Origin of the sequence: Pseudomonas sp. SMN11, assembly GCF_052041945.1 — a bacterium.
Lineage (GTDB): Bacteria > Pseudomonadota > Gammaproteobacteria > Pseudomonadales > Pseudomonadaceae > Aquipseudomonas.
This window is the reverse complement of the sequence record NZ_JBKGGW010000010.1, coordinates 1-18,022: the sequence shown is the minus strand read 5'-3', so window position 1 is coordinate 18,022 and position 18,022 is coordinate 1. Positions and strand designations below refer to the sequence as shown.

General features: G+C 64.0%; 13 protein-coding genes and 1 pseudogene. 5 read left to right on the top strand and 9 right to left on the bottom strand.

All coding sequences use genetic code 11. From position 1 onward, the window contains the following. Nucleotides 1–35: 35 nt before the first annotated feature. A complete protein-coding gene (amaB, locus tag ACLEJU_RS11570) occupies nucleotides 36–1,526 on the bottom strand; it encodes an L-piperidine-6-carboxylate dehydrogenase (protein WP_435423547.1) in 1,491 nt (496 codons plus the stop codon). A gap of 136 nt (nucleotides 1,527–1,662) precedes the next feature. On the opposite strand from amaB, the gene ACLEJU_RS11565 reads away from it, so the two are divergent. Further along, complete coding sequence (locus ACLEJU_RS11565; protein ID WP_435423548.1) at nucleotides 1,663–2,553, top strand: LysR family transcriptional regulator; 891 nt, start codon at nucleotides 1,663–1,665, stop codon at nucleotides 2,551–2,553. A 203-nt stretch (nucleotides 2,554–2,756) separates the two neighbouring features. Continuing rightward, complete coding sequence (gene hglS, locus ACLEJU_RS11560; RefSeq protein ID WP_435423549.1) at nucleotides 2,757–4,142, top strand: 2-oxoadipate dioxygenase/decarboxylase HglS; 1,386 nt, start codon at nucleotides 2,757–2,759, stop codon at nucleotides 4,140–4,142. 127 nt (nucleotides 4,143–4,269) lie between these two features. Here hglS and ACLEJU_RS11555 read toward each other — a convergent pair whose 3' ends face one another. The 3 genes and pseudogenes from ACLEJU_RS11555 to ACLEJU_RS11545 all read right to left on the bottom strand — a co-directional run bounded on the left by ACLEJU_RS11555 (nucleotide 4,270) and on the right by ACLEJU_RS11545 (nucleotide 7,291). After that, nucleotides 4,270–4,992: a methyl-accepting chemotaxis protein gene (locus tag ACLEJU_RS11555; RefSeq protein WP_371915561.1), complete on the bottom strand. Its 723-nt coding sequence runs from the start codon at nucleotides 4,990–4,992 to the stop codon at nucleotides 4,270–4,272. Nucleotides 4,993–5,127: 135 nt separating this feature from the next. Further along, a pseudogene (locus tag ACLEJU_RS11550) lies at nucleotides 5,128–6,168 on the bottom strand (Cache 3/Cache 2 fusion domain-containing protein); the annotation flags it as partial. Nucleotides 6,169–6,364: 196 nt separating this feature from the next. Next, nucleotides 6,365–7,291 (bottom strand): LysR substrate-binding domain-containing protein, encoded by a 927-nt coding sequence (locus ACLEJU_RS11545; protein ID WP_435423550.1) that lies wholly within the window; start codon nucleotides 7,289–7,291, stop codon nucleotides 6,365–6,367. 156 nt (nucleotides 7,292–7,447) lie between these two features. Between ACLEJU_RS11545 and ACLEJU_RS11540 the strand changes: the two genes are divergently transcribed. After that, on the top strand, nucleotides 7,448–8,836 hold the full coding sequence (locus ACLEJU_RS11540; RefSeq protein ID WP_435423551.1) for a NorM family multidrug efflux MATE transporter: 1,389 nt from the start codon (nucleotides 7,448–7,450) through the stop codon (nucleotides 8,834–8,836). A 117-nt stretch (nucleotides 8,837–8,953) separates the two neighbouring features. Here the strand turns inward: ACLEJU_RS11540 and ACLEJU_RS11535 are convergent, their stop codons facing one another. After that, nucleotides 8,954–10,618 (bottom strand): putative bifunctional diguanylate cyclase/phosphodiesterase, encoded by a 1,665-nt coding sequence (locus ACLEJU_RS11535; protein WP_435423552.1) that lies wholly within the window; start codon nucleotides 10,616–10,618, stop codon nucleotides 8,954–8,956. A 299-nt stretch (nucleotides 10,619–10,917) separates the two neighbouring features. On the opposite strand from ACLEJU_RS11535, the gene rep reads away from it, so the two are divergent. Together rep and ACLEJU_RS11525 are read left to right on the top strand one after the other, a co-directional pair. Next, nucleotides 10,918–12,927, top strand: a complete 2,010-nt coding sequence (gene rep, locus ACLEJU_RS11530) for a DNA helicase Rep (protein WP_027917001.1) — start codon at nucleotides 10,918–10,920, stop codon at nucleotides 12,925–12,927. Nucleotides 12,928–12,992: 65 nt separating this feature from the next. After that, complete coding sequence (locus ACLEJU_RS11525; protein ID WP_003253535.1) at nucleotides 12,993–13,565, top strand: xanthine phosphoribosyltransferase; 573 nt, start codon at nucleotides 12,993–12,995, stop codon at nucleotides 13,563–13,565. A 106-nt stretch (nucleotides 13,566–13,671) separates the two neighbouring features. Here ACLEJU_RS11525 and ACLEJU_RS11520 read toward each other — a convergent pair whose 3' ends face one another. The 4 genes from ACLEJU_RS11520 to alr form a co-directional block, all read right to left on the bottom strand. Then, nucleotides 13,672–15,531, bottom strand: coding sequence for an acetyl-CoA hydrolase/transferase C-terminal domain-containing protein (locus ACLEJU_RS11520; protein ID WP_435423553.1), 1,860 nt, complete (start codon nucleotides 15,529–15,531; stop codon nucleotides 13,672–13,674). Nucleotides 15,532–15,649: 118 nt separating this feature from the next. Next, nucleotides 15,650–16,072, bottom strand: a complete 423-nt coding sequence (locus ACLEJU_RS11515) for a c-type cytochrome (protein ID WP_205524604.1) — start codon at nucleotides 16,070–16,072, stop codon at nucleotides 15,650–15,652. A gap of 136 nt (nucleotides 16,073–16,208) precedes the next feature. Further along, the gene (locus ACLEJU_RS11510) at nucleotides 16,209–16,757 is read right to left on the bottom strand and encodes a cupin domain-containing protein (protein WP_027917004.1); all 549 of its coding nucleotides are present in this window, start codon (nucleotides 16,755–16,757) and stop codon (nucleotides 16,209–16,211) included. A gap of 110 nt (nucleotides 16,758–16,867) precedes the next feature. Further along, a complete protein-coding gene (alr, locus tag ACLEJU_RS11505; protein WP_435423554.1) occupies nucleotides 16,868–17,941 on the bottom strand; it encodes an alanine racemase in 1,074 nt (357 codons plus the stop codon). Between the last annotated feature and the right edge of the window lie 81 nt (nucleotides 17,942–18,022).

The window sequence follows — 18,022 nt, the reverse complement described above, 5'->3', positions numbered from 1 at the left end:
GGGGGCTACGCCCCCGGCCATGCAGCATCAATCCATCAGTCGAACACGATACCCTGCGCCAGCGGCAGCTCGCGCGAGTAGTTCACGGTGTTGGTCTGGCGACGCATGTAGCCTTTCCAGGCATCGGAACCGGACTCACGACCACCGCCAGTCTCCTTCTCGCCACCGAACGCCCCGCCGATCTCGGCGCCACTGGTGCCGATGTTGACGTTGGCGATACCGCAGTCGCTGCCCGAAGCACTCTGGAAGCGCTCGGCTTCGCGAACGTCGGTGGTGAAGATGCACGACGACAGGCCTTGTGGCACTTCGTTGTTCAGGCGCAGGGCCTCTTCGAAGTCGTCATAGGCCAGCACGTAGAGAATCGGTGCGAAGGTTTCGTGGCGCACCACGTCGCTCTGGGCCGGCATTTCAGCGATGGCAGGCGAGACGTAGTAGGCGTTCGGGTATTGGTCAGCCAGCTGACGCTCGCCGCCGAACACCTGACCTCCCTCGTCACGGGCCTTGGCCAGTGCACCCTGCATGGCATCGAACGACTGCTTGTCGATCAGCGGGCCGACCAGGTTGTCCTTGCGTGGGTCGCCGATGCGCACTTTGCCGTAGGCGACTTTGACGCGGGCAACCACCTCGTCCTTGATCGAGCGGTGCACGATCAGGCGACGCAGGGTGGTGCAGCGCTGGCCGGCGGTGCCGACCGCAGAGAACAGAATGCCGCGCACGGCCAGGTCGAGGTCGGCGCTCGGGGCCAGGATCATGGCGTTGTTGCCACCCAGTTCGAGGATGCTGCGACCGAAGCGGGCGGCAACACGTGGGCCCACTTCACGGCCCATGCGGGTACTGCCGGTGGCGCTGACCAGCGGTACGCGTGGGTCGTCGACCATGGCCTCGCCAGCCTCACGGCCGCCGATCACCAGTTGCGCCAGGCCAGCCGGGGCATCGCCGAAGGCCTTCAGGGCTTTTTCAAACAGCGCCTGGCAAGCCAGGGCGGTCAGCGGGGTCTTCTCGGACGGCTTCCACACCACCGAGTTACCGGCCACCAGAGCCAGCGCAGTGTTCCAGGCCCATACCGCAACCGGGAAGTTGAAGGCGCTGATCACGCCGACCACGCCCAGCGGGTGCCAGGTCTCACGCATGTGGTGGCCTGGGCGCTCGGAGGCGATGGTCAGGCCGTACAGCTGGCGCGACAGGCCCACGGCAAAGTCGCAGATGTCGATCATTTCCTGCACTTCGCCCAGGCCTTCCTGAGTAATCTTGCCGGCTTCGATCGAAACCAGCTCGCCGAGGTCGGCCTTGTGCTCACGCAACACTTCGCCAAACAGACGCACCAGCTCGCCACGGCGCGGGGCCGGCACGCTGCGCCAGGCTTCGAAGGCGCTCTGGGCCTGATCGATGCGGGCGATGGTCTCGGCCTTGCCGAGCAATTTCACCTTGGCGATCTGGCTGCCGTCGATCGGCGTGTGAACAGGGTAGTCGCCCTGGGTGTAAGCCTCGGCGGCAACGCCAAGGCGCTCGAGCAATCCAGCAACCATTTGTGCTTCTCCTACATCGGGTGATGGGGTGGAAAAATGATGTGGATCAGTATTAATCCGATCACACCGGTGCAACAAACGACCTTTATTCCGCATATCATTCCGTCAGGTAATGATTTGAGCCACAGAGACCGCTATGTCCAAACGCCTGGTGCCCTCCATGACCGCCCTGCAGTGCTTCGAAGCTGCAGCCCGTCACCTGAGCTTTACCCGTGCCGCCGAAGAGCTGCACCTGACCCAGAGCGCGGTTAGCAAGCAGGTGGCGCAGCTTGAAGAGATGCTGCGCCACCACCTCTTCCTGCGTATCCGCCGGCGCCTGCAACTCACGCCCGCTGGCAGCCTGTACTTGGCTGAGGTCAACAAGATCCTCACCCAGGTCGACATGTCCAGCCGCTACGTGCTCACCTACGGCGAGCAGACCGAGATATTGAAAGTAGCCACTCAACCGAGTTTTGGCGTGCGCTGGTTGATCCCGCACCTCAAGGGCTTTGGCAAACGGCACGCGAACATCCACCTCGACATCCGCAACGAGATGGAGCCGTTCGCTTTGCTGCAGGGTTCGGCGGACGTGGTGTTCTTCTACGGCCAGGGCACCTGGCCGGGGGCTACCTGCGTGGAGCTGTTCGGCGAAGAGGTGGTGCCGGTATGTGCGCCGGAGTTGCTGGCCGGGCGTGAGCTGGGGGATGCGGGTGAGTTGGCGGAGATGGTGCTGCTGCAGAGCACTTCGCGGCCAGAGGCCTGGCATGAGTGGTTCCTGGAGCTGGGATTGCACAGTGTCAGTGCTTACCATGGGCCGCGCTTCGATACGTTCTACATGGCGTTGAGCGCGGCGCGGGCCGGGTGTGGGGTGGCGTTGGTGCCGCGGTATCTGGTGGCCAAGGAGCTGGCTGAAGGGAGCTTGGTCATTCCGTGGAATCATGCGATGCGCAGTGCCGGCAAGCATTACCTGGCCTATGCCGAACATGCGGCGGAGGTGCCGAAGGTGCGGGCATTGGTGGAATGGATTCGCGAGCAGCTCCAGGCTTGAGGGCCTCTTCGCGGCTAAAGCCGCTCCCACGGGGTACTGCGCAAAGTCCGAATCCTGTGCAGTACCTGTGGGAGCGGCTTTAGCCGCGAAAGGGCCATGGAGGTCGATCAAAAAAGGAATGACACACTCACTTTTTTTCGCTTGTGAGCCAAGTGCATTCCCAGCTTTCATGTAAGCGTCCGAACCTAACCAGGAAGCTAGCGATGCCCGCCAACGATTTCGTCAGCCCCGACAGCATCCGCGCGCAGTTCTCTGCCGCCATGTCGCTCATGTACAAACAGGAAGTGCCGCTGTACGGCACGCTGCTGGAGCTGGTGAGCGAAATCAACCAGCAGGTCATGGCCGAGCAGCCCAAGGTGGCCGAAGCCCTGCGCTGGACCGGTGAAATCGAGCGCCTGGACCAGGAGCGCCACGGCGCCATCCGCGTCGGCACGGCCGAAGAGCTGGCCACCATCGCCCGCCTGTTCGCGGTGATGGGCATGGCGCCGGTCGGCTACTACGACCTCAGCTCCGCAGGCGTGCCGGTGCACTCTACCGCGTTCCGCGCCGTGCACGAGCAGTCGCTGCACGTCAGCCCGTTCCGCGTGTTCACCTCGCTGCTGCGCCTGGAGCTGATCGACAACCTGCCACTGCGCGAGCTGGCCCAGGGCATCCTCGCCAAGCGCAAGATCTTCACCGCTCGTGCACTTGAACTGATTGCCCAGTCCGAGCACGATGGCGGCCTGAACGCAGCCGATGCCGACGAGTTCGTCCGCGAAGCCCTGCATACCTTCCGCTGGCACCAGGACGCCACGGTCACTGCCGAGCAATACCAGCAGCTGCACGACCAGCACCGCCTGATCGCCGACGTGGTTGCCTTCAAAGGCCCGCACATCAACCATCTGACCCCGCGCACCCTGGACATCGACGCGATCCAGGTCGGCATGCCGGTCAAGGGCATCCCGCCGAAAGCCGTGGTCGAAGGCCCCCCGACCCGCCGCCACCCGATTCTGCTGCGCCAGACCAGCTTCAAGGCGCTGCAGGAGAAGGTTGCGTTCAGCGATCACCAGGGCAGCCACACCGCCCGTTTCGGCGAGATCGAACAGCGCGGCGCAGCACTGACGCCGAAAGGCCGCCAGCTCTACGACAAGCTGCTCGACGCCACCCGCGCCGCCTTGGGTGGTGCACCCGCCGAGGCCAATGCCGAGCGCTACAGGGCGCTGCTGCAGGAGAGCTTTGCTGCATTCCCTGATGACCTGGCGCAGATGCGTGAGCAGGGGCTGGCGTACTTCCGCTATTTCGCCACGGAGAAAGGTATGGCGCAGCGCGAACAGCAAGACCGCCCGACTACGCTGGAAGGCCTGATCGCAGCCGGCCATGTGCATTTCGAGGCACTGGTTTACGAGGACTTCCTGCCGGTGAGTGCGGCGGGGATTTTCCAATCGAACCTGGGGGATGAGGGCCAGGCCGAGTATGGCAGCAATGCTAACCGCGAGGCTTTCGAGTCGGCGCTTGGGCTGCAGGTGCAGGATGAGCTGGCGCTTTATGCGCAGAGCGAGCGGCGCTCGTTGCAGGCTTGTGCCCAGGCGCTGAACCTGGGTTCGATGTAAGGCTCAGGATTGCCGGGGGCGCTTTGCGCCCCTTTCGCGACACAAGGCCGCTCCTACAAAGGCAGCGCGCACTCCTGTAGGAGCGGCATTGTGTCGCGAAAGGGCCGCGAAGCGGCCCCCTGCGATCTCAGCGGAAGCGGTCCACTTCCTGGCGCAGCTGCGCCGCCAATCCTTCCAGCTCCCGCGCGGTAAAAGCCAGTTCATTGGCCACATCGCGCTGCTCGCTGTTGGCCTGGGCAATGCTCTGCAGGTTGCGGCTGAGCACGGTAGCTGTGCTGCTCTGCTCTTGGGTCGCTGTACTGATCACGGCAAACTGCTCACCCGCCGTGCGGCTCTGCTCATCGATCCGCGCCAATGCTTCGGCCACCTTGTCGTTGCGCGCCAGCCCTTCCTGCATCAGCTGATTGCCCTGCTCCAGGGTATTGATGGCGTGCCCGGTCTGTTGCTGGATGCTGGTGATCATCCCGGAAATCTCATCGGTGGCCTGGCGCGTGCGCGCGGCCAGCCCGCGCACTTCATCGGCGACCACGGCAAAGCCACGGCCCTGCTCACCGGCTCGGGCAGCCTCGATGGCGGCGTTCAGCGCCAGCAGGTTGGTCTGTTCGGCAATCGCTGTGATCACGCTGATGATGCCGCCGATCTCCTGCGAGCGTGCACCCAGGCTGTCCATCACCGTGGCGGTACCGCCCAGCGCTTCGGCAATCTGCCGTAGCGAGCTCGACGCCTCGTCCATGGCGCTGCGGCCAATGCGGGTCTGCTGGGCGTTGTCGCGGGCCATGCGCTCGGTACCGGCCATATTGTCGGCGATGTTCATCGACGTCGCGCTGAACTCTTCCACCGCACCGGCCATGCTGGTGATCTCGCCGGACTGCTGGTCCATGCCTTCACAGGCACCGGTAGACAGCCCGGACAGCGAACGCGCTCGGCTGCTGACCTGCTCGGAGGCACTGCGAATGTGCTCGACCATGGTCGCCAACGCCTCGCCCATCTGGTTGAAGCTGCGCGCCAGCTGGCCGATCTCGTCATGGCTGGTCACGCTCAGGCGCGCATTCAGGTCGCCGGCACCGAGTGCCTCGGCCTGCCGCACCAGGTCATCCAGCGGCCGCAGCTTGCGGCGCAGCAGCCACAGGGTGGCGGCCACGGCCAGCAGCATCGCCAGCAGGCTGCCGATGGCCAGGCGCAGACCGACGCTCCAGGTCACCTCGCGAATTTCCGCCTTCGGCATGCTGGCGACCACGGTCCAAGGGCCCTCGGCGAACGGCGCGCTGGCGCTGAACAGGTCCTGGCCGGCATTGGCCGGTGGCACCAGCCATTGGTCTTTTTCATCGCGAATAGCCAGGGAGCCGGTTTCACCGATACGGAAGCGCTTGAGGTTGGCGAACTGGGCGTTCTGCGCGTCGGTGTAGTCGAAGCCGACGAACAACACCGCAATCACCCGGCCGCTGCTGTCGCTGACCGGCACGTAGCGGGTCATGTAGTTGCGCTCGAACAGTACGGCGCGGCCAACGTACATCTGCCCCGCCAGCAGCTTGTTATAGGCTGGGTGCTGACGGTCGAGCTGGGTACCGATGGCGCGGGTGCCGTCCTGTTTCTTCAGGTTGGTGCTGATGCGCACGAAGTCATCGCCGCTGCGCACGAATAGGGTCGCGATGCCGGCGGTCATCTGCTGGAATTCGTCGACCACCTGGAAATCGTTGTTCATCAGCCGATCGCCCAGGTACAGGGCGGGCGTGGCAAGGCCGGCGACCTGCACGGTCTCGCCAGCGTGCAGCGACAGGCCCGAGGCGAAGCGGCGCTCGAACAGGCCGCTCAGGCGCTGGGTGTTGTCCTTGAGCGAACCGTGGAAGGTATCGAGCTGGTCGGCCAGCAGCCGTGCTTCGCTGGCCAGGTGGGCCTGGCGGGTGGCGAGGTTGGCGTCGTCCAGCGCACGCAGGGCGAACAGGGTACTGCCGGAAATCACCAGCGCCAGCACGACGGCGAGGGCGACACCGAGTTGCGAGGCGATTCGGGCACGCGGTTGAGACATGAAGAAGCTCCTGGCAAGAGGCCGGGATCGTCCTGATCACGCTGACCGCCCGCTTGTTATAGACGGGAAATCGCGCCCTCTTCCGGGACGCTGGTGCCACTAGATCGGCGTCGCTATCAAATACTTGAGTGTCGGACCGGGGTATTCGCAAACGTTTTCCTTTTGCCTGTTCCCGCGAAAGGGCCTGCACAGGCGGTCAAAGGGCAGACAGGATTTCCACCGCAGGCAAGTCAACTGCCGCTGCCTCCTCCTGCAAAAACATACTCAACCGCCGCAACCGCTCCCCGCCTGGCCGGGTCCGCGGCCACACCAGGTAATAATCCATGCCACTAGGCACCGCCGTCGGCCACGGCAAACTCAAGCGGCCTTGAGCCACATCCTCGGCGACCATCAACAAATCGCCCATCGAAATACCGTAACCCCGCGCCGCCGCGATCATGCCCAGCTCCAGGGTATCGAACACCTGGCCACCCTTGAGTGAGACCTTGTCGCTGAGCCCCATGCGCTCCAGCCATTCGCGCCAGTCACGCTTGTCAGGTGTCGGATGCAGCAGCTCGATACCGGCCAACCGCCGCTCGTCCCACGGCCCCTCTTTCAACAGGTCCGGCGCCCCTACCGGGATCAACAGCTCGGAAAACAATCGACGCACTTCCCAGTCCGCCGGGAACACCCCGTCGCTGAGCAGCACCGCGCAATCGAACGGCTCCTGGTTGAAGTCCACATGGTCGACATCCATCCAGGCACTGGTCAGCTGCACCTCGTTGCCCGGTTGCAGGTGCCGGAAGTGGCTCAGCCGCGCCAGCAGCCAGCGCATGGTCAGGGTCGACGGCGCCTTCATGCGCAGGATGTCATCCTCCCCGCGCAAGGTATCGCAAGCGCGCTCCAGCGCCGCAAAGCCTTCACGCACACCGGGCAGCAGCACCCGCGCCGCCTCAGTCAGCTGCAGGCTGCGGCCACTGCGCACGAACAGCCTGCAGGCGAAGTGCTCTTCCAAGGTGCGGATATGCCGGCTGACCGCACTCTGGGTAATCGACAGCTCTTTACCGGCGCGGGTGAACGAGCTCAGCCGCGCGGCCGCTTCGAATGCGCGCATTGCATACAGGGGAGGCAGCTGGCGGGACATGGGGCACCTGTCATCCGGGGGTGGGATTGGAATGCACAGAATCATATATGCATGAGTTCAACTCATGCCAACCATCGCATTTATCCTTTTGTGCAAAGTTGACCGAAGCCTCAGAATCGTCGCCTTGCTTACAGGATCAGGAAGAAGGACACCCCCATGCATGTCGCGCCCACCACAGAACTCAAGGCTTTGCTGCGCCTGGCCGGGCCGCTGATCGCCTCGCAGTTGGCGCACATGCTGATGGTGCTCACCGATACCCTGATGATGGCACGCATCAGCCCGCAGGCCCTGGCCGGTGGCGGCCTGGGTGCGGCGAGCTATTCGTTCGTGTCGATCTTCTGCCTGGGCGTGATCGCCGCAGTGGGCACCCTGGTGGCGATCCGCAAGGGCGCCAACGACATCGAGGGCGCCACCCGCCTGGCGCAGAACGGCCTGTGGCTGGCCTGGGGCCTGGCGCTGGTGGCGGCACTGGTGCTGTGGAACCTGAAACCGGTGCTGTTGCTGTTCGGCCAGCAGCCGGAGAACGTCGACTCGGCCGCCGAGTTCCTCACCCTGCTGCCGCTGGCCCTGCCCGGCTACCTGACCTTCATGGCCCTGCGCGGCTTCACCAGTGCGCTGGGGCGCTCGACCCCGGTGATGGTCATCAGCCTGGTCGGCACGGTGCTCAACTACCTGTTCAACGTCGCCCTGATCGAAGGCATGTTCGGCCTGCCGAAGCTGGGCCTGATGGGTATCGGCCTGGTCACCGCAGTGGTGTCGATGGGCATGGCCATCGCCCTGGCGCTCTACATCCGCTGGCACCCGGCTTACGCCGACTACCCGCTGCGCAAAGGGCTGTCGCGCCCTTCGCTGCCAGCCCTGCGCGAGCTGTGGCGGCTGGGCCTGCCGATTGGCGGCACCTACATGGTGGAAGTCGGGCTGTTCGCCTTCGCCGCGCTGTGCATGGGCGTGCTGGGCAGCACGCAACTGGCGGCGCACCAGATTGCCCTGCAGATCGTCTCTACCGCGTTCATGGTGCCGACCGGGCTGTCGTATGCGGTGACCATGCGCGTGGGCTTGTATTACGGCGCCGGCAACCTGCTGGCGGCACGCAGCGCCGGGCGGGTGGGGATCGGGTTCGGGGCGACGATCATGTTTGCCTTTGCGGCGTTGTTCCTGCTGCTTCCAGAGGCGCTGGTGGGGCTGTTCATCGACCGTAACGACCCCGGTTTTACTGCGATTTATCAGCTGGCGGTGCAGCTGCTGATGGTGGCGGCATGGTTCGAACTGTTCGATGGCATGCAGACCATCGCCATGGGCTCGATCCGCGGCTTGAAGGACGCCAAGACCACCTTCCTGATCGGGCTGTGCTGCTACTGGCTGGTCGGGGCGCCGAGTGCGTGGCTATTCACCTTTACCCTGGGTGGCGGGGCCGTGGGGGTATGGTGGGGGCTGGCATTGGGGCTGGCCTGCGCGGCGGTCGCGCTGACCATCGGCTTCGAGTGGCGGATGAAGCGGTTGCTGGGCAAGGCAGCTCGCGCTGAAGAAACTGCAATACCTGTCTGATTGCAGGGGCTGCTTTGCAGCCCTTTCGCGACACAAGGCCGCTCCTACAGAAGAACGCGATTCCCTGTAGGAGCGGCCTTGTGTCGCGAAAGGAGGGCAAAGCCCTCCCTGGCGGTCTTACAGGCACATCAACTGCGGCCGAGCACTTTCCTGCAGATAATCGATCAGTTCCCCCACCGGCAGCGGCTTGCTGACAAGGAACCCTTGCACCTGGTCACAGCCGAACCCGCGCAACAAAGCCATCTGTTCCGGGCTTTCCACACCCTCGGCCACCACTTCCAGGTTGAGGTTGTGCGCCAGGTTGATCATGGCGTGCACCAGCTTGCGGTTCTCTTCACGCATCTCCATTTCGGCAACGAAGCTGCGGTCGACCTTGAGCAAGGTGATCGGCAGGCTGTTCAGGTGCACGAAGGACGAGAAGCCGGTACCGAAATCGTCCAGCGAGAAGCGCACCCCCAGCCGCCCGAGGGCATCCATGGTCTGGCGCACCAGCTCGTTGCGGCGCATCACCGCCGTTTCGGTCAGTTCGAACTCCAGCCAACGGGCATCCACGCCGTGCTCGATGATCAGCCGGCTCAGGGTGGCCAGCAACTGGCTGTCCTGGAACTGGCGGAAACTCAGGTTCACCGCCATGTGCAGCGGCGCAAGCCCCTGTTCGCGCAGCGCCTGCATGTCTCGCAGGGCGCGGGAAATCACCCAGTATCCCAGCGGCACGATCAGCCCGCTTTGCTCGGCCAGCGGCACGAACTCGCTGGGCGGCAGCAGCCCGCGCTCGGCATGGCGCCAGCGCACCAGGGCCTCGAGGCCGACGATGCGCCCATCGGCAAGGTTCAACCGCGGCTGGTAATGCAGCTCCAGTTCGTTGCGGCGCAACGCCCGGCGCAGCTCGCTTTCCAGGTCGGCCAGGCTGCGCGCGTTACGGTTGATGCGTTCGTTGAACACGTGGAAGGTGCAGCCCTGGCTGCCTTTGGCCTGGCGCATGGCGATGTGCGCATGCCACATCAGCGGGTCGGGCCCGCCCTGGGCGCGGGCGTGGGCCAGGCCCAGGCTGCAGCCGAGCAGCAGGCTTTCGCCGTCGATCCAGTAAGGTTCGGCCAGCGCCTCGACGATGCGTTCGGCGATCCATTCGGCGCGGTTGGCATCGCGGCGCGTGTCGATCAGCAAGGCGAATTCGTCGCTGCCCAAGCGCGCCAGCTGGTCACCGGCCTCCAGCTGCTGCTTGAGGCGCGCCACCACCTGCAGGATCAGGCGGTCGCCGCACTGATGGCCAAGGGCGTCGTTGACATGGCGGAAGTTGTCCAGGTCCAGGTGGCCGAGGGCCACGCCGCGGCCTTCGTTCTCAGCCAGGCGCGTGGTCAGCAGGGCTTGGAAGCCCTGGCGGTTGGCAATGCCGGTCAGTGGGTCCTGCTCGGCCAGGCGCTGCAAGGTGGCCACCAGCACACCGCGCTCGCGCACATGGCGCAACGAGCGGCGCAGGGCATCGACATTGAGATGATCGCGCACCAGCCAGTCACTGACGCCCGTTGGGGAAGTGTCTGGCTCATGGTCCAGCAACAGGATGGTCGGCAGCTCGCAGCGCCCGGGGGCAGGCTGCAACGCCGGCGTGGCCAGCACCACCGCCTGGCGGTCAGCGCTGAAAAGGGTATCGACTGCCGCCCAGTTCGGCGCCGTCAGCAGTACTGCGCTACCGTCCAGCGGCAGCAGGCATTCGCGTAACAAGGCGGCCCATTCCGGCTCATCAGCCAACAGCAGCAAACGCAAAGGTTCGACAGGCGTGGACAAGCGGGCTCCTTAAGACTCGAAAGGTGTAGCGTTGGATATCGGACATGCTACTGCATAAATGAAAATGATTTTCACTTTTAGACATATCCTTTGCCTACAGTGCCTCCCGTCGCATTTTGACGTGCATCCTGCGCGAAAGTCGGCAAACCGGCAATTACGATTTTTCCGGTGAATAGCATTAGTTTCACTAATGCCTACCCCCGAACAAAAGTCTGACTCAAACGTCAGACGGTCGCGCCACAAGTGGCCCATGCCTGTTAGAATGCGCGGCTATTTTCTGGCGACCCCCGGTTTCTAGCATGTCCCGACTCAATCCCCGGCAACAGGAAGCCCGTGACTACGTCGGCGGCCCTCTATTGGTGCTCGCCGGTGCTGGCTCGGGCAAGACCAGCGTGATCACGCGCAAGATTGCCCACCTCATCCAGAACTGCGGCATCCGTGCCCAGTACATCGTGGCGATGACCTTCACCAACAAGGCCGCCCGAGAGATGAAGGAGCGGGTCGCCACCCTGCTGCGTCCGGGGGAAGGCCGAGGCCTGACGGTGTGTACCTTCCACAACCTGGGCCTGAACATTATCCGCAAGGAACACGAGCGCCTGGGCTACAAGCCGGGTTTCTCGATCTTCGATGAATCCGACATCAAGGCGCTGCTGTCGGACATCATGCAGAAGGAATACTCCGGCGACGACGGCATCGACGAGATCAAGAACATGATCGGTGCCTGGAAAAACGACCTGATCCTGCCCGCCGAAGCTTTGGAAAAGGCGCGCAACCCGCGCGAGCAGACCGCCGCCATCGTCTACACCCACTACCAGCGCACGCTCAAGGCGTTCAACGCGGTGGACTTCGACGACCTGATCCTGCTGCCGGTCAAGCTGTTCCAGGAGCACCCGGACGTGCTCGAACGTTGGCAGAACCGCGTGCGCTACCTGCTGGTGGACGAATACCAGGACACCAACGCCAGCCAATATCTGCTGGTGAAGATGCTGATCGGCATGCGCAACCAGTTCACCGTAGTGGGAGATGACGACCAGTCGATCTACGCCTGGCGTGGCGCGCGCCCAGAGAACCTGATGCTGCTCAAGGAGGACTATCCCTCCCTGAAGATCGTCATGCTCGAACAGAACTACCGCTCCACCAGTCGCATCCTGCGCTGCGCCAACGTGCTGATCGCCAACAATCCGCACGCTTTCGAAAAGCAGCTGTGGAGCGAGATGGGCGTGGGCGACGAGATCCGCGTGATCCGCTGCAAGAACGAGGAAGCCGAGGCCGAACGCGTGGCCATGGAAATCCTCACCTTGCACCTGCGCACCAACCGCCCGTACAGCGACTTTGCCATCCTCTACCGCGGCAACTACCAGGCCAAGCTGATCGAACTGAAGCTGCAGCACCATCAGGTACCGTATCGCCTGTCGGGCGGCAACAGCTTCTTCGGCCGCCAGGAGGTCAAGGACCTGATGGCCTACTTGCGCCTGCTGGTGAACCCGGACGACGACAACGCCTACCTGCGGGTGATCAACGTGCCGCGCCGGGAAATCGGCTCGACCACCTTGGAAAAGCTCGGCAACTATTCCACCGAGCGCGGCATCTCGATGTACGCCGCCAGCGAGGAGCTGGGCCTGGGTGAGCACCTGGACGCCCGCTACACCGAGCGCCTGCAGCGCTTCAAGCACTGGCTCGACGGCGTGCGCCACAAGGTCGCCCTGGAAGACCCGATCGCCGCGCTGCACGAGATGATCCGCGACATCGACTACGAGAACTGGATTCGCCAGCAGACCGCCAGCGACAAGGCGGCGGAGTTCCGCATCAGCAACGTCTGGTTCCTGGTCGAAGCGCTGAAGAACACCCTCGAGAAGGACGAAGAGGGTGACATGACCATCGAGGACGCCATCGGCAAGCTGGTACTGCGCGACATGCTCGAGCGCCAGCAGGAAGAGGAAGAAAACGCCGAGGGTGTGCAGATGATGACCCTGCACGCCTCCAAGGGCCTGGAATTCCCTTACGTGTTCATCATGGGCATGGAGGAGGAAATCCTCCCCCACCGCTCCAGCATCGAGGCCGACACTATCGAAGAGGAACGCCGCCTGGCCTACGTGGGCATCACCCGCGCGCGCCAGACCCTGGCCTTCACCTTCGCCGCCAAGCGCAAGCAGTACGGTGAGATCATCGACTGCACGCCGAGCCGGTTCCTCGATGAGTTGCCACCGGACGACCTGGCCTGGGAAGGCCTGGACGACGCGCCGGTCGAGGTGAAGGCCGCTCGCGGCAACAACGCCCTGGCCGATATCCGGGCGATGCTCAAACGCTGATCAACCCTTATTCTTTAAATCTGCCGCTTTCAGCGGCCACCTTTGTTACATCGAGGAATACCACAGTGGAAGCACTGCATCAGAAGATTCGCGAAGAAGGCATCGTGCTTTCCGACCAGGTTCTCAAAGTCGACGCGTTTCTCAACCACCAGATCGACCCGGCGCTGATGCAGCTGATCGGTGACGAGTTCGCCCGCCTGTTCGCCGATGCTGGCGTGACCAAGATCGTCACCATCGAAGCCTCGGGCATTGCCCCGGCAGTGATGACCGGCCTGAAGCTGGGCGTACCGGTGATCTTCGCGCGCAAGCACCAGTCGCTGACCCTGACCGAGAACCTGCTGACCGCCTCGGTGTATTCCTTCACCAAGCAGACCGAGAACACCGTAGCCATCTCGCCGCGCCACCTCAACAGCAGCGACCGCGTGCTGGTGATCGACGACTTCCTGGCCAACGGCAAGGCGTCGCAGGCGCTGATCTCGATCATCAAGCAGGCCGGTGCCACCGTTGCCGGCCTGGGCATCGTCATCGAGAAGTCGTTCCAGGGCGGCCGTGCCGAGCTGGACAGCCAGGGCTACCGCGTTGAATCGCTGGCCCGGGTGAAGTCGCTGGAAGGTGGTGTGGTCAGCTTTATCGAGTAACCGTGTCGCCTGCTTCGCGGGCACGCCCGCTCCCACAGGTACTCCACAGGTTTTGCTGTGGTGTACCTGTGGGAGCGGGCGTGCCCGCGAATGGCTGCATACCTTTCTATCTGGTCGCCGCCAACCCCGCCAGCAACAACCGCTGATACAGCTCTTCCTTCAACCCCTGCGGCTTATCCAGCTGCATGCGCGCCAGGTGCGCCTCATACCCCTCCGGCCCCGGCGCCTCCAGTGCCGCCCTGCCCAGCTCCAGCACTTCGCTCAGCTTGAACTTGCTCTTCAGCCAGTTCAGCGCCCGCAACAGGTCCCGCTCCTCAGCCGTGAAATCCGTACCGAGCGGATACTCCGGGAACAACCGCGCATGCCGCGCCTTGATGGCCTCCAGCCGCTCTGGCGTGTTGTCGGCAAAGCGTGCATCCAGCTCGAAATCGCTGGCCAGCTTGCCGGCGCGCTTGGCCTGCGCCATCAGCTCACCCTGAAACCGCGAATCGCTCACCGCCAGCAGCCGCGCAATCACCTCGCTGTCGGTCTGCCCACGCAAATCGGCAATGCCGTACTCGGTCACCACGATATCGCGCAGATGCCGGGGAATGGTGCAATGGCCGTATTGCCAGAACAGGTTGGACGTCACCTCACCACCCGACTCGCGCCAGCTGCGCAGCAGCAGGATCGAGCGCCCTCCTTCCAGTGCATGGCCTTGGGCAACGAAGTTGTATTGCCCGCCGACCCCGCTGAGTACGCGCCCGTCCTCCAGCTGATCGGCCACCCCGGCGCCGAGCAGGGTCATGCCAAACACCGTGTTGACGAAGCGCGCATCGCGGCGCTGGCGGCGTTTGAGGTCTTCCTGCCCGTACAGTTCGTTGATGAAGCTGATGCGGGTCATGGCGAACCGGGCGCGCTGCTCCAGCGGCATCTCGTGCAGACGCTGGTAGAACGCCTGCGGGCCGAGGAAGAACCCACCATGCACCAGCACGCCCTGCTCGTCCGCCGGGCGCCGCACCACGCCGGCCTCGGCTAGCGCCAACAGGCCATTGACGAACATTTCGCTGCAGCCGTACAGGCCTTGGGCGAAGGCATCCAGCCCCCCTTCCCGCTCGATCAGCGCTTGCCACGGGCCGACATCCAGTTCGCCGAGCAAGGCGCGATACCCTTCGTTGTCACCCTGACGGGTCAGCAACGCGGCCGCCAGCGCATCACCCATGGCGCCGATGCCAATCTGCAGGGTGCCGCCGTCGCGCACCAGCGAACTTGCGTGCAAACCGATGCAGTGGTCCTGGGTGGTAACCGGCATGTTCGGGGTAGAGAACAGCCGGCGCTGCTCCGCTTCGTCGATCAACAAGTCGAACGCATCGATCGGCAGCTCCGCATCGCCCGGCATGTAGGGCAGTTCGGTATGCACCTGGCCGAGCATCAGGATGGTTTCACCTGCCGCACGCCGCTTGGCGATCATCGGCTGCAGGTCGAGGGTGATGTCGGGGTTGCAGGCCAGGCTCAGGTGGACGGGCTTCTCCGGCGTGGCGGCGACCAGCTGGGCGATCAGGTTCAGGCCCTTGGCGTTGATGTCGCGAGCGGCGTGGCTGTAGTTGCTGCTGATGTAGTCCTGCTGGGCGGTTTCGCTGTGCAGCAGGCTGCCGGGCTGCATGAAGAACTGCTCGACGCGGATGTTCGGTGGCAGGTTGTCGTTGCGCAGGTCGGCGAGGTAGGTGAGCTCTTCGTAATCGGCGAAAACGCGCTCGACGAAGGGCTCGAGGAAGCGCCGTTGCAGGCCGTCGCCCAGGGGTGGCCGGCCGAGGGACAGGGCAGTGTAGATTGTCAGCCGCCGCTCCGGCAGCTCGCGGACCCGGGCGTACAACGCGTTGACGAAGGCGTTGGGCTTGCCCAGGCCCAGCGGCAGGCCCATGTGGATATGGGCTGGCAGTCGGGAGAGAACCTGCTCGACGGCCTGGTCGATGGAGCAGAGGTGCATCGGGGCCTCCTGAGTCATCCGTGGGGTCAGGGGTTGGACAGGGGTTAATGCGGGTTGGTTGCCTGCCCAAAAACAAAGCCCGCCAAAGAAGGCGGGCCTTGTGCAATTCATCTGTGGCTCAGAGCCCGGACATCTTCTTGATGGCCCCTTTCAGGTCGTCATCCGAGCAGTCGGCGCAGGTGCCCTTGGGCGGCATGGCATTCACGCCGGTAATCGCCTTGGCCAGAATGCCGTCTACGCCACCTTGTTCATCGGCGCGCTTCTTCCAGGCAGCGGTATCGCCAATCTTCGGCGCCCCCAGCAAGCCAGTACCGTGGCAGGCGTTGCAGTGCTTGGCTATCACATCATCCGGCGTCTTGGCCCCGCCGCCCCCAGCGGCGGCAGCCACTTCCATGCCCTTGCATTCCTGGCCCTGCACACACACCTGGCCCACCGGCTCAAGGCGTTTGGCGAGCTCGTCGTTGGTCGCTGCGGTTGCGCTCATTGCCCAAAGGGCGAATACGGCTGCTGGTACGGCCAGCATCTTCTTGATTTGGTTCACGCGAACACCCTCATGGTGGCTAATCACGCCCGCGGCCACGGTAATGCGAGCGTTGAAAAGTATAGCGGGAACCCGGAAACCGTGAAACGACCCTACTCAGGAAAGGGGTATTGCCGAAGCAATGCACTGCGCTGGATCAAAAGTTCGACGGTGTCGCCGCGCTGATCAGCCGCGCAGGCGCGTCGAACGGGTTGCGGAAACGGTGCGGGCGGGTGCTTTCGAAGTAGTAGCTGTCGCCCGCCTCAAGGATGAAGATCTCGTTGCCCACCACCAGCTCGAGCTTGCCTTCAAGCAGGATCCCGGTTTCTTCACCATCGTGGGTGAGCATTTCGGCGCCGGTGTCGGCACCTGGAGGGTAGACCTCGGTCAGAAAGGCGATGGCGCGGTTGGGGTGCGACTTGCCCACTAGCTTCATGGTCACCGCGCCGTCTGAGATGTCGATCAGCTCGTGGGCCTTGTAGACAATCTGCGCGGGGCTTTCGGCCTCCAGCTCGACCGAAAAGAACTCGACCATCGACATGGGAATGCCGCTGAGGACCTTGCGCAGCGAGCTGATCGAAGGGCTCACGCTGTTCTTCTCGATCATCGAGATGGTGCTGTTGGTCACCCCCGCGCGCTTGGCGAGTTCCCGCTGGGACAGGCCCTTGAGCTTGCGGATGGCTTGCAGTCGTTCGCCGACGTCCAAAGCTGGAGCCTCCTGAAACGGTGAGATGGCGGGGTGTATGTGAACGATATCATGGCAATGCCGTTCAGTATTTACAACACACCGCCCCTCACGCTGTCCGCTTCGGCGCCTTATTCGCCGTAATAGTCCAGCGGCACGCGTTTCAGGTTGCAGAAGATCTGGTAGGGAATGCTCCCGGCCTGCATCGCCACATCGCTGGCCAGCACCTGTTTGCCCCACAGCTCGACCGGGCTGCCGACGGTGGCTTCGGGCACGTCGGTCAGGTCGATGCACAGCATGTCCATCGACACGCGGCCAATCAGCTGGCTGCGCTTGCCGGCGACCATCACCGGGGTGCCGGTGGGTGCATGGCGCGGGTAACCGTCGGCATAACCCATGGCTACCACACCAACGCGGGTCGGGCGCGGGCTGACGAACTTGGCACCGTAGCCCACCGGCTCACCGGTAGGCAGCTCGCGCACGCTGATGACTCGCGATTGCAGGGTCATCACCGGCTGCAGGCGCGCAGCCTGGGGCTGGTCGGTTTCGAAGGGGCTGGCGCCGTATAGCATGATGCCCGGGCGCACCCAGTCGCTCGGGGCCTGCGGCCAGGCCAATACCCCCGGCGAGTTGCGCAGGCTGCATTCGGCAGCCAGGCCTTCGCGGGCGGCGTTGAACACGGCGATCTGCTGCTCGGTGGCGTCGGCCTCCGGCTCATCGGCACGGGCAAAGTGGCTCATCAGCACGATGCGCGAAACCTTGCCACTGGCCAGCAGGCGCTGGTAGGCGTTGTGGTAGTCCTTGGGGTGCAGGCCGACGCGGTGCATGCCGCTGTCGAGCTTGAGCCAGATGGTCAACGGCTTGTGCACCTGGGTCTGCTCGATGGCTTCGAGCTGCCACAGCGAATGCACCACGCACCACAGGTCGTGCTCGGCAATCAGCGCCAGCTCGCTGGCTTCGAAGAAACCTTCGAGCAGCAGGACCGGGGCCTTGATGCCGGCGGCGCGCAACTCCAGCGCTTCTTCGATGCAGGCCACGGCAAAGCCATCGGCTTCGGGCTCCAGGGCCAGGGCGCAACGCACGGCACCGTGGCCGTAGGCGTCGGCCTTGACCACGGCAAGGGCCTTGGCGCTGGTCAGTTCACGGGCCAGGCGGTAGTTGTGGCGGAGGGCTTGCAGGTCGATCAGGGCGCGGGCGGGACGCATGGCGGCTGCCTTATGGTGATTCACAGGTTGAAAACGGTGTTGGGTTCTTTGCGGCTTCAGCCGCGAAGAAACCAGAACAGG

Excerpts from the sequence above, each read along its gene's own strand:
- amaB (WP_435423547.1), bottom strand. The coding sequence starts at position 1,526 with ATGGTTGCTGGATTGCTCGAGCGCCTTGGCGTTGCCGCCGAGGCTTAC.
- ACLEJU_RS11565 (WP_435423548.1), top strand. The coding sequence starts at position 1,663 with ATGTCCAAACGCCTGGTGCCCTCCATGACCGCCCTGCAGTGCTTCGAA.
- hglS (WP_435423549.1), top strand. The coding sequence starts at position 2,757 with ATGCCCGCCAACGATTTCGTCAGCCCCGACAGCATCCGCGCGCAGTTC.
- ACLEJU_RS11555 (WP_371915561.1), bottom strand. The coding sequence starts at position 4,992 with ATGGCCGGTGCGGTGGAAGAGTTCAGCGCGACGTCGATGAACATCGCC.
- ACLEJU_RS11545 (WP_435423550.1), bottom strand. The coding sequence starts at position 7,291 with ATGTCCCGCCAGCTGCCTCCCCTGTATGCAATGCGCGCATTCGAAGCG.
- ACLEJU_RS11540 (WP_435423551.1), top strand. The coding sequence starts at position 7,448 with ATGCATGTCGCGCCCACCACAGAACTCAAGGCTTTGCTGCGCCTGGCC.
- rep (WP_027917001.1), top strand. The coding sequence starts at position 10,918 with ATGTCCCGACTCAATCCCCGGCAACAGGAAGCCCGTGACTACGTCGGC.
- ACLEJU_RS11520 (WP_435423553.1), bottom strand. The coding sequence starts at position 15,531 with ATGCACCTCTGCTCCATCGACCAGGCCGTCGAGCAGGTTCTCTCCCGA.
- alr (WP_435423554.1), bottom strand. The coding sequence starts at position 17,941 with ATGCGTCCCGCCCGCGCCCTGATCGACCTGCAAGCCCTCCGCCACAAC.